Origin of the sequence: Micromonospora antibiotica, assembly GCF_017599305.1 — a bacterium.
GTDB lineage: Bacteria > Actinomycetota > Actinomycetes > Mycobacteriales > Micromonosporaceae > Micromonospora > Micromonospora antibiotica.
The window spans coordinates 166,945-174,902 of sequence record NZ_JAGFWR010000012.1; the positions used below are offsets into that span (position 1 = coordinate 166,945).

Annotated in this window: 7 protein-coding genes; 4 read left to right on the forward strand and 3 right to left on the reverse strand. The window is 75.0% G+C overall.

The genetic code is table 11. The annotated features are described in order from the left end of the window. Positions 1-45: 45 nt before the first annotated feature. Complete coding sequence (locus tag JQN83_RS20785; protein WP_208568819.1) at positions 46-3,351, reverse strand: DEAD/DEAH box helicase; 3,306 nt, start codon at positions 3,349-3,351, stop codon at positions 46-48. Between the two features lie 64 nt (positions 3,352-3,415). Between JQN83_RS20785 and JQN83_RS20790 the strand changes: the two genes are divergently transcribed. Continuing rightward, positions 3,416-4,138 carry a carbohydrate kinase family protein gene (locus tag JQN83_RS20790; RefSeq protein WP_244252854.1) on the forward strand — a complete coding sequence of 241 codons (723 nt, stop codon included), beginning with the start codon at positions 3,416-3,418 and terminating at the stop codon, positions 4,136-4,138. Beyond that, on the forward strand, positions 4,093-4,281 hold the full coding sequence (locus tag JQN83_RS33225; RefSeq protein WP_307799497.1) for a PfkB family carbohydrate kinase: 189 nt from the start codon (positions 4,093-4,095) through the stop codon (positions 4,279-4,281). Before JQN83_RS20790 ends, JQN83_RS33225 begins: the two co-directional genes overlap by 46 nt. 20 nt (positions 4,282-4,301) lie before the next feature. Here the strand turns inward: JQN83_RS33225 and JQN83_RS20795 are convergent, their stop codons facing one another. Continuing rightward, positions 4,302-4,823 carry a DinB family protein gene (locus JQN83_RS20795; protein ID WP_208568802.1) on the reverse strand — a complete coding sequence of 174 codons (522 nt, stop codon included), beginning with the start codon at positions 4,821-4,823 and terminating at the stop codon, positions 4,302-4,304. 119 nt (positions 4,824-4,942) lie between these two features. Between JQN83_RS20795 and JQN83_RS20800 the strand changes: the two genes are divergently transcribed. Beyond that, positions 4,943-5,140, forward strand: coding sequence for a DUF8847 domain-containing protein (locus JQN83_RS20800; RefSeq protein ID WP_208568803.1), 198 nt, complete (start codon positions 4,943-4,945; stop codon positions 5,138-5,140). A 227-nt stretch (positions 5,141-5,367) separates the two neighbouring features. On the opposite strand, the gene JQN83_RS20805 is transcribed toward JQN83_RS20800, so the two are convergent. After that, positions 5,368-6,516 (reverse strand): polysaccharide pyruvyl transferase family protein, encoded by a 1,149-nt coding sequence (locus JQN83_RS20805; protein WP_208568804.1) that lies wholly within the window; start codon positions 6,514-6,516, stop codon positions 5,368-5,370. 457 nt (positions 6,517-6,973) lie between these two features. On the opposite strand from JQN83_RS20805, the gene JQN83_RS20810 reads away from it, so the two are divergent. Next, entirely contained in the window at positions 6,974-7,933 is a 960-nt protein-coding gene (locus JQN83_RS20810; protein WP_208568805.1) for a phosphotransferase, read from the forward strand. Positions 7,934-7,958: the final 25 nt, after the last annotated feature.

Genomic DNA, 7,958 nt, shown 5'->3' on the forward strand with positions numbered 1-7,958 from the left:
CAGCCGTGCCGGGGCCGTCGGCGGGGGGTCCGGCACGCCGGGGGGTCATTCGACCACCGCCCCGGCGTCCAGCGTGAACAGTTCCCGCAGCTGCCCGGTGGACAGCTCGGTGACCCACTGTTCGCCGCTGCCCACGACCGATGCGGCCAGGGCCCGCTTGTCGGCGATCATCGCGGCCACCTTCTCCTCGACGGTGCCGGCGCACACGAACTTGCGGACCTGCACCCGTCGCCGTTGGCCGATCCGGAACGCCCGGTCGGTGGCCTGGTCCTCCACCGCCGGGTTCCACCACCGGTCGACGTGTACGACGTGGTTGGCGGCGGTCAGGGTGAGCCCGGTACCGCCGGCCTTGAGGGAGAGTACGAACAGGGCCGGTCCGTCCGGGGACTGGAAGCGGGTGACCAGGTCGTCCCGGTCGGCCTTGCCCACCCCGCCGTGCAGGTAGAGCACCTCGCGACCGAAGCGGGCCGACAGATGGCCGCGCAGCAGCGCGCCGAACTCGGCGTACTGGGTGAACAGCAGGGCTTTCTCGCCGGCCGCGAGCACCTCGTCGACGATCTCCTCCAACCGTTGCAGTTTGCCCGAGCGGGCGGCCAGCGGTGAACCGTCGCGCAGCAGTTGGGCGGGGTGGTTGCAGACCTGTTTGAGCCGGGTCATGGTGGCCAGCACCAGGCCCCGCCGTTCCATCCCGTCGCTGGACTCGATCTTCGCGAGCATCTCGTCGACGATCGCCCGGTAGAGCGACGCCTGCTCGGCGGTGAGGTTGCAGACCACCTCCATCTCCAGCTTCTCCGGCAGATCGGAGATGATCGAGGAGTCGGTCTTGAGCCGGCGCAGCACGAACGGGCCGGTGATCCGGCGCAGCCGGGCCGCCGCGTCGACGTCCCCGTGCCGCTCGATCGGCACCGCGTAGGACTGCCGGAAGCTGCTGGCCGGGCCGAGCAGGCCGGGGTTGGCGAACTGCATGATCGACCAGAGGTCGGCCAGCCGGTTCTCCACCGGCGTACCGGTGACGGCGACCCGGTGCCGGGCGGGCAGCGCCCGGACCGCCTCGGCCTGCCGGGTGGCGGCGTTCTTGATCGCCTGGGCCTCGTCGACCACCACCCGGTGCCAGCCCACCGACGCCAACGCGACCGCGTCCCGGGCCGCCACCGAGTAGGTGGTGAGCACCAGGTCGGCGGCGTGCACCGCAGCTTCGAACTCCGCTCCCCGGGCCCGGTCCGCGCCGTGGTGCACGTGCACCCGCAACCCGGGGGTGAACCGGGCCGCTTCCCGCTGCCAGTTGCCGACCAGCGACATCGGGCAGACCAGCAGGGTCGGTCCGGCGTCCGGTCGGTCCCCGGCGAGCAGGGCGAGCAGCTGCACGGTCTTGCCCAACCCCATGTCGTCGGCGAGCACCCCGCCGAGCCCCAACGACTGGAGGAAGGCCAGCCAGGCCAACCCGCGCCGCTGGTAGGGCCGCAGGGTTCCCTGGAAGGTGGGCGGCGGGTCCAGCGGGACGAGCCGCCGTTCGGCCTGCCCGGCCAGCAGGTCACCGAGCGGCCCGTCGGCGGTCACCTGAAGCACCGGCAGCGCCTCCGGGTCGTCCGCCCCGGTCAGGCCCATCTTGAGCAGGTCGGCGACGGTCAGCTCGCCGGGGGAACGCAGCAGTCGCAGGCCGGCGGCCAGCCGCTTCGGGTCCAGCTCCACCCACCGGCCCCGCAGCCGCACCAGCGGGGTCTTCATCGCGGCCAGGGCGGCCAGCTCGTCGGCGTCGACCGTCTCGTCACCGAGCGCCACCTCCCATCGGTAGTCGACGAGCGCGTCCAGCCCGAGCCCCCCGGAGGTGGCGGCGACGGTGCCCGGGGCGGTCCGGCTGCTGGCCCGCAACCGGGTGCCGAGCCGCGCCGACGGCCGCCGCCACCACGACGGCAGCAGCACCCCGAAGCCGGCGGCGTGCAGCACCGGTGCGCCGTCACGCAGGAACCGGTGCGCACCCTCGACGTCCAACTCCAACTGCTCCGGGGCGGGGGTGCGCAACGCCTCGTCCAGCTCCGGCCAGAGCCGCCCGGCCCGGCCCAGCTCGGCCAACAGGGTCTCCTGCGGGTCGTTCCACCGGCCGGCGAGCGCCGGCAACCGCTCCGGCGTCCGCCAGATGTCACCGGCTGCCACGTGCAGGCCCGGCTCGTCGGCGGCCTGGAGGCCGAACTCGATCCGCCACCGTCCACCCTGCCCGATGACGGTCGACGGGTCGGCCGGCACCACGGTCAGGGTTTCGACGATCTCGTCGTCGGCCGGCTCGACCAGCCGGAAACTGGCCCGGACCGGGCCGCCCACCGCGTCGCGCTGCCAGGCGTCCAGCTCGGTACGGAGGGTGGCCAACGCGGTGGGCTCGGCGGTGAAACGCCGCTGCGGCCCGGTCAGGGCCGCCAGCCAAGCGGCCGTCGCGCCGTCGCGCCGACCGCCCCGGACCAGGTCGGTGTCGGCCAGCACCCGGCGGGCGGCGGCATCGGTGAGCAGGTCCACCGCGTCGGCGACCAGACCTGCCGACCCGACCACGGCAAGACCGGACCGCGCGCCCGCCACCGCGTCGGAACCGGACCAGGCCCCGGCCGGCACGTCGACACCGGGTCGGGCCGCCGTGGTGGTGCCGGAACCGGGCGACACCTCCCCGGGTTCGGACCGTAGGCCGGTCGGCCGGCGTGACCCGGAACGGGAGCGGGAAGTGGGCGTGGGGGTGTCGACGGCGGCCCGGGTGGCCGGCGGCAGGGCCAGGGCCAACGACCGGGCCCAGGCGGCGTCCGCGCCGGTGAGCAGGGGTCGCCACACCGCCCATCCGACCGCCGCTCCCGCCGACGGCACCGACCGGCCGGCCGCCCGCCGGCCCGCCGGTGACCGGGGCACCTCCCCCGTCGGGCGGTCGGCCACACCGGGCAGCAACCGGCCCCGGGCCACCAGGTCGGCGGCGAAGTCGGCAAGCTCCGCGAGGTGCCGCAGGCCCGCCCCGACCACGGCGTCGAGCCCGTCGAGGGTACGCAGCAGGGCGAACGCGTCGTCCGGGGCGTACCGGAGGGCGGGGGTCCGCCAGGCGGCGGGGGTGACCGGGCCGCGGACCGGTTCCCCGACGGTGGCCGGGACCAGCTCCGGGGAGTGCAGCGGCGCACCGGCCCGGGTGGGGAGGGTGAGCAGCACGGCGTCGGCCGGGCGGTCACCGAACAACGCGCACAGGGCGGCCGGTTCGGCGGCGAAGGGGTGGGGGCGTTCGCGCGGGGCCCGGCCGGGGCGGCGCGGCACCTGCGTCGGGCGGGTGGAATCCTCCGCCCACACCGCCAGACCGGCCCCGACCAGCCACACCCCGTGGACGACCAGCACAGTTTCCCCCTCGTCGACGCCCGGGGGCCAGGATAGGCGGCGGCGCACCGTTACCGTCGACGCCATGGTGGACCTGCTCGTCGTCGGTGGGCTGGGCGTCGACATCCGCACCCGGGTGCCCGCGCTGCCGCTGCCCCTCGCCGACTCCGTCACCGTTCCCGGGATCGAGCTGCGGGTCGGCAACACCGGGTCGGGGGTGGCGCTGGCCGCCGCAGCGCTCGGACTGACGGTGACCGTGGTCGACGTGCTGGGGGTCGACCCGGCCGGCGACGTGGTCCGCGCCGCGCTGGCCCGCACCGGCATCCGGTCGGTGCTGGCCGACGATCCCGGGGGCACCCGCCGGTCGGTCAACCTGGTCGACCCGGCCGGCCGCCGGATGGCGCTCTACGACCCCCGACCGTGGCGTGGGGAGCCGCCGTTCCCGCGCGCCGAACTGGCCGCGCTGGCCGGCGGCGCGGCCCACATCCACGTTTCGATCATGGACTGGGTCCGGGGCCGGTTGCCCACGCTGCGCGCCGCGCTGGCCCCGGGTGTGCTGCTCTCCACCGACCTGCACGACTGGGACGGCGACGACCCGTACCACCGGCCCTTCGCCGAGGCCGCGGACCTGGTCTTCGTCAGCGGCGTCCGGTTGGGCGACCGGGCCCCGGCGGTGGCCGCGGCGCTCGCCCCCCGGACGGTGGTGGTGACCCGGGGAGCGGACGGCGCGGACGTCCACCCGGGCGACCGGCCCCCGGTGCGGTGGTCGACACCAACGGGGCGGGCGACGCCTTCGCAGCCGGCCTGATCGCCGCCCGGCTGCGCGGGGCGGCGCTGCTGCCGGCCACCGGGTACGCCGCCCGGGTCGCTGCGGCGGCCTGCACCCACGACGGGATGGAGTATCCGACCGGGCTGTTCCCCGCCACGCCCGGCCCACGCCGGACCGGCTGACGTCGTGCTCAGGCAGGGGGTCAGACCGCGCCGGTGCTGCCGTCGGTCAGCTCACGGAGGATGTCGGCGTGCCCGGCGTGCCGGGCCGTCTCCTCGATCATGTGCACCATGATCCAACGCAGCGACACCTCACCGAGCTGCGGCTGCGCGACCACATGGTCCAGGGGGAACCGGGCGGCCAACTCGCGGGACCGGGCACACGCCCGCTCGTAGCCGTCGGTGAGCTGGTCGAGGGGCTCCCCCGGCAGCAGGGCGAAGCTGGCCGCCGCGTCCTCCTCGGAGGTGGGGAAGACGTCGCCGGGGGCCGGGGCGAGCAGGAACGGGAACCAGTTCCGCTCGACCAGGGTGAGGTGCCGCAGGATGCCGGCCAGGGTGGTCGCCGACGGCACCAGCCGACGGGACGCCTCGGCGTCGGTCAAGCCCCGTGCCTTGCGCAGCACGGTCGCACGGTGGAAGTCGAGGAACGCGTCGAGCACCGCCCGCTCGTCACCGGTGCGGGCCAACACCGGAGCGAGCGTCGGGTCGATCTGAATCTCCGCCATCAGCGGACGATACCCGCACCCCGACCCGGCCGGCCGACCGGCGCGGTCCGGACCGTCGGAGCCGTCCCGCTGTCCCGGCAAACCCTGCGGCCCGGCGGCCGGCTTGGCAGGATGGGCGCATGTCTTCGACGGTACGGATTCCCCTGGCGGACGGCCCGGCTGACGGCGAGGCGGTCGACGTCGAGCTGGACAGCAACGACCGGCCCCCGCTGACCCATCACCACCTCGGCCCGCAGGGGCTGGCCGACGCCCACATCTACGAGCTGGAGTCGGCCGGCGACCAGTGGCGCTACCGCTGGCGCGGCCCCGTGCTCTGACCCCACCCCGGTTGCCGGGAACCGACCTGCCCGCCGGTCACGCAACCATCCCGGCCGCGCCCGCCGATCACGCAGCCATCCGGGCCGCCTGCCCGCCGATCAGGCGGCCGTCCGGGCTGCGCGCCCGCCGGTCAGGCGGCCATCCCGGCCGCGCGCCCGCCGATCAGGCAACCATCCCGGCCGCGCGCCCGCCGATCAGGCAACCATCCGGGCCGCGTGCCCGCCGGTCAGGCGGCCATCCGGGCCAGGGTGCGTGAACGCAGACCGTCCAGCACCGCCCGGGTGACCTGGGAGGTGCCCCGGGCCTGGTCGCACACCTCGGCGACGCGGCGGGCGGTGGCCTCGCGGCGGGAGTCCCGTTCGTCCCAGAGCCGGTCGACCTCCGCCAGCAACGGACCCTCCACCTCACGTTCCACGCCGCGCAGCGCCGGCACCCCGAGCCGCTGGGCCAGGTCGAAGACCTTCCCCGCGTACGGCAGGGGCAGGAACGGGGTGCCGACCATCGCCGCGAAGATCAGGAAGTGCAGCCGCATGCCGACCGCCAGGTCGAAGTGCTTCATCAGGCCGAGCACCTGCCGGGGCGAGTAGTCACCGTGCAGGATGCGCCCCCGGTCGGCGGCGATCATGTGGGACAGCACCCCGTGCGAGTGCCGGATGTCGTCGCGTTCCATCGGTACGAACAGCACGTGCGCGTCGATCCGCTGCACCAGGAAGTCGCCGATCTGGGCGAGCAACCGGTGGTACCCGTCGACGTCGAGTCGTTCCGCGGCCCGCCCCGGCTCCCGGACGCTCAGCCCGACCAGCCGCTTGCCGGCGGGCACCCCCTCCTCGCGCAGCAGCCGGGCCGGAAAGTCCTCCGGCTCCAACAGGAACGCCGGGTCGGCGGTGACGGTGATCGGGTTGAGCAACCCGGCCTCCTCCAGCACCATCCGGGACTCCTGATCCCGGACGGTCACCTCGGTCGCCCCGGCCAGCGTCTCCCGGACCATGCCGGTGTCCACCCCGTCGTTGAGCGGCCCGACCCCCACCGCGTACGTCAGCAGGGGCAGCCCACGTTCCTGGGCGACCCGCACGACGCGCAGGTAGCGGCGGGCCTCCTTGTCGTACAGGATGCCGCCCCCGCCGAGGATGAGCAGGTCGAGCTGGGCCAGCACCTCGGCCGAGTCGACCCGGCTCACGCCCTCCCAGGGCACCGCCTCGACGTCGGGGTGGGCCAGCGCGGTGTGCGCCGGATTACGGGAGAACACGATGATCCGGGCGTTCGGCTCCTGTTCCCGCAGGTCGGCCAGCAGACCGGTGAGGATCGCCTCGTCACCGAGGTTCCGACCGCCGTACGAGCCGAGCACACCGATGGTCAATCCGGTGGGACCCCTCATCCGTCACTCCTCCCCAGAACCGTCCCGCCCGCATTCCCCCCCAACCCCAACCCATGCCCCAGCCGAGCCCCGCCCCCAGCCCTGCCCTCCCCTGCCCCGCCCGCGCCCCGTCCCCGCCCCGGTGATCAAGAGGTTTACGTCAATCCACCCGGCCGGAATGACGCAAACCTCTTGATCACCGAAAACAGCGGTGGGGGTGGGCGGGTGATCAAGAGATTTGCGTCAGGTCGGGCCGGCGGGGTGACGCAAACCTCTTGATCACCTGGGCGCGGGAGGGGACGAGGGCGCGGACGGGGCAGGGGAGGGCAGGGCGGGAGGGGGCGAGGGCTGGGGGGACGGGACGAGGGCGGGGACGGGGCGCGGGACGGGGAAGGAGCGAGGGCGGGGTGGGGCGGTGCGTGGGGTGGGTGGGGTAATCGGGTTGCCTGGGGTGTGTGGTGCTCGCCAGGGTTGGGGGATGGCGGATGCGAACGCGGGTGGGGGCAGGATCGGGTGGGATGAGCTGCCCGGGCATGTCCGGCAGGCGGTGGAACGGATCGTCGGTGACCGGGTGGTCGAAGCGGTCTCCCAGCCCGGTGGATACTCCCCCGGCACGGCCGACCGGGTGCTGACGGCCGACGGGCGACGGGCGTTCGTCAAGGCGGTCAGCTCGGCGCAGAACCCGGACACCCCCCGGATGCACCGCGCCGAGGCCCGGCACACGGCCGCACTGCCCCGGTGCGCCCCGACGCCCCGGCTGCTCGGCTGTCACGACGACGGTGAGTGGGTGGCGCTCGTACTCACCGATGTCGACGGCCGGCACCCGCACACGCCGTGGCGGCCCACGGACCTCGACCCGGTGCTGCGCGCGTTGGAGGCGCTGGCCGACACGCTCACCCCGAGCCCGGTGCCGGACGTGCCGACCGCCGCCGAGCGGCTGGCCCACGACTTCGCCGGCTGGCGGCGGATCGCCGCCGACCCGCCGCCCCGGCTCGACCCGTGGGTCGCCGCGCACCTGGTCGAGTTGTGCGCGGCGGCCGACCGGGGGCTGGCCGGGCTGACCGGCGACACCCTGTGCCACCTGGACGTGCGGGCCGACAACCTGTTGATCGACGCGGACGGTGCGGTGACCGTGGTGGACTGGCCGTGGGCCTGCCGGGGGCCCGCCTGGTTGGACACGGCGCTGCTGCTGGTCAACGTGCGGCTGCACGGCGGGCACGACACCGAGGCGCTGGTGCGCCGGTCGCCGCTCACCGCCGATGTCGACCCCGCCACCCTGACCGGCTTCTATGCGGGCCTGGCCGGTTTCTTCACCGACAGCGCCCGCCGCCCGCCACCGGCCGGCATCCCCACCGTCCGTGCCTTCCAACAGGCCCAGGCCGCCGCCCTCGTCCCCTGGCTCCGCCACCGCCTCGAAACCCCCGGAGCAGTCCGGTGATCAAGAGGTTCACGTCAGCCTGCAC